The organism is Companilactobacillus sp. y65-5, assembly GCF_057541095.1.
On record NZ_BAAJOA010000021.1, the window covers coordinates 1 to 2,479 of the forward strand.

Sequence of the window (2,479 nt, forward strand, 5' to 3'; positions counted from 1 at the left end):
AGTAACACTTTTCTTACTTTTTTGTTGCTGAACAGTAAGAAAAGTGTTACTCTTATTTTGAAAAGATAAAAAAAGAAGGTGGTGGTCATTTTGGTAAGCAATGATAAAAAGAGAGTGATGTTAACTCTAACAAAAGAAGTTGCTGATGATTTAGAAAAAAATGCAAAAAGTATGGGGTTAAGTAAGTCTGCACTTATTACTTCTTGGATTAACGAAAATAGAAAGGAATCTGAACAAAAAAAATAAGCGATTTCCGCATTTTTTGAGAGAAACGGAAATCGCTATTCTTGCTTTTGTTTTGATAAGGTAATTATAGCATGGTTGAAAAAGATATTCAAAACGATGAAAAAGATAATCGTGTTAGGAATTGGAGTTGGATTGTATATCCTGAATCAGCTCCTGAAAATTGGAGACAATTGTTAGATGAAACAGGAGAAAAGTGGATAGAAAGCCCACTGCATGATAAAGATATAAACGAAACGACTGATGAAATAAAAAAACCTCACTGGCATATAATAATTTCGTTTACTAACAAAAAAAGCTATAAACAAGCGTTATATATCTCTGAAATGATGAATGCACCAGAACCAAAAAAAGTTGCTAGCTTACAAGGTTCAGTTCAATATTTGTGGCACAGAAACAATCCTGAAAAGTATCAGTATGATAAAAGTGAAGTTGTTGCTCATAATGGTTTTAAATATCGTCAATATTTAACAGATGTTGGAGTAGATACGGATGTCATTCTGCAAGAAATAGTGCAATGGATTCGTGAATCTAACTGTTATGAATATGGGGATTTAGTTGATTATGCTGTATCTGAAAAGTTCGATGATTGGTTTCCCACCGTTAGAAGTCAAACGATCTTTTTAACTGCTTATCTACGCTCTAATCGTCATAAGCCTTTTAAAAAAATAGATAGAGAAACTGGAGAGATATTGGAATGATGGATAGAGAAAAAGAATTACAAGCTGAAATTAAAGATTTAAAAAAAGAGAACGAAGAATTAAAAAAGCGAATTGAGAGATATAGGGAAATTGAAGTGGAATTATCAACGGAAGTTGATTTACTGAGTTATACTTTACATGGAAGTCCTACCGGAATAATAAAATGAGGATGTGATTTAATGATTTATGCAACAGGAATTAGTTTTAATGAGAATGATGTTCATGATCTAAAAAGTATTGTTCAAATTAAGTTAGAATCAACCGAAGATGAAACTTGGACAGTTGATCATGAAAAAATTCAGGGATGTTACAAAAAAGAAGCTATTCATATTTGGCTCAAATCAAAAGGAGAACAAGGATTTAAAATTAAAGTTAAATTATCTCCATATTCTGAGTTAGAAGCTGTCGAAAGTAATGGTGTTAAATATGTTCGCGCAGTAGCAGATGATACTGAAAAAAATAATTTGTTAAAATTGAAGGCTTATACTGAGCAGTAGTTTTTAATTTGGTATGTAGGGCGTAGCCCTGCATGAGCGAGAGCGAGCTACTAACTAGCCTTAAAGTTACGTAAAAAACAGCCAAAATTTTCGATAACGAGAGCGGAATTTTTCGTCAGAAAAATAAGCGGTGGGGTCTGTCCCACTGGCAAGGCGTCCCTCTGAAAGAGCTCACACTTTATAACATAAAGTATAGGTGAATTATACTTCGATGCCGTTTATCAGGAACGTAAGTACGGCAGAGAGGACATAAACAAAGAGACTGGTGAGATACAAAATTAATTATAAAATGGGAAGTGGGTGCTCAAAATGAGCGCCCTTTTTTGTTGTCGGATAGCCGACTTCTGATACATTTTTTAAGCACAAAAACCACCCAATTTTGGAGTGGTGTGTAAGTGCGCATTGTTCGAAAAATCGAACTCTGATTTATTTTTGCTGTGGTATTTATTTTTTATCTTTTGGGTTTTGGTTTTGTTTTTTTATTGCTATCGGAGTTTATTTGCTTTTTAATGGCTCTATTTTTCGTTCTAAGGCATTTTTATAATTTGACAATATAATTTATCGGTCGTTTATTAAAACGTCTCAAAATCGTTTCTGAGACGTTTTAGCGTTTATTTCGTTTAGTTGTCGGCATAATCGTTAAAACAGGCGTTATCGTAGCGGAAAAGCCCTTGAGCGTAGCGTGGCTTTGCAGTGAAGATGTTGGCTGTTAGATTATGAAAGCCGATAACTGAACGAAATAATAAGCGTAGCGCCCGTATATTTCGGCAGGAGGAGGCTCAAGGGAGTTTGAGGGAATGAAATTCCCTCATGGGTTTGAATTTTGGGTTTCCTTGGGGGGGGTACTACGACACCCCCCTATGTGGTCATTTGGTCATTTGGTCAAAATGGCTAGAAACGTTGATATGACAGGCTCAATTTTTGACCACAAAATTTGGTTTTTTTTGGTCATGGTCAAAAAAGTAACACTTTTCTTACTTTTTTGTTGCTGAACAGTAAGAAAAGTGTTACTCTTATTTTGAAAAGATAAAAAAAGAA

The 2,479-nt window shown here is 34.2% G+C and carries 4 protein-coding genes; all 4 read left to right on the top strand.

Features of this window, described 5'->3' with window-relative positions; all coding sequences use genetic code 11:
* The first annotated feature begins 81 nt into the window (after positions 1–81).
* The 4 genes from AC27FM_RS13260 (at position 82) to AC27FM_RS13275 (ending at position 1,441) form a co-directional block, all read left to right on the top strand.
* Positions 82–246 (top strand): transcriptional regulator, encoded by a 165-nt coding sequence (locus AC27FM_RS13260; RefSeq protein WP_011225084.1) that lies wholly within the window; start codon positions 82–84, stop codon positions 244–246.
* A gap of 71 nt (positions 247–317) precedes the next feature.
* Positions 318–944 carry a replication protein gene (locus AC27FM_RS13265; protein ID WP_010001599.1) on the top strand — a complete coding sequence of 209 codons (627 nt, stop codon included), beginning with the start codon at positions 318–320 and terminating at the stop codon, positions 942–944.
* On the top strand, positions 941–1,111 hold the full coding sequence (locus AC27FM_RS13270) for a hypothetical protein (RefSeq protein WP_011117348.1): 171 nt from the start codon (positions 941–943) through the stop codon (positions 1,109–1,111). Before AC27FM_RS13265 ends, AC27FM_RS13270 begins: the two co-directional genes overlap by 4 nt.
* Before the next feature lie 12 nt (positions 1,112–1,123).
* The gene (locus tag AC27FM_RS13275; protein WP_487088973.1) at positions 1,124–1,441 is read left to right on the top strand and encodes a DUF3892 domain-containing protein; all 318 of its coding nucleotides are present in this window, start codon (positions 1,124–1,126) and stop codon (positions 1,439–1,441) included.
* Positions 1,442–2,479 lie beyond the last annotated feature (1,038 nt).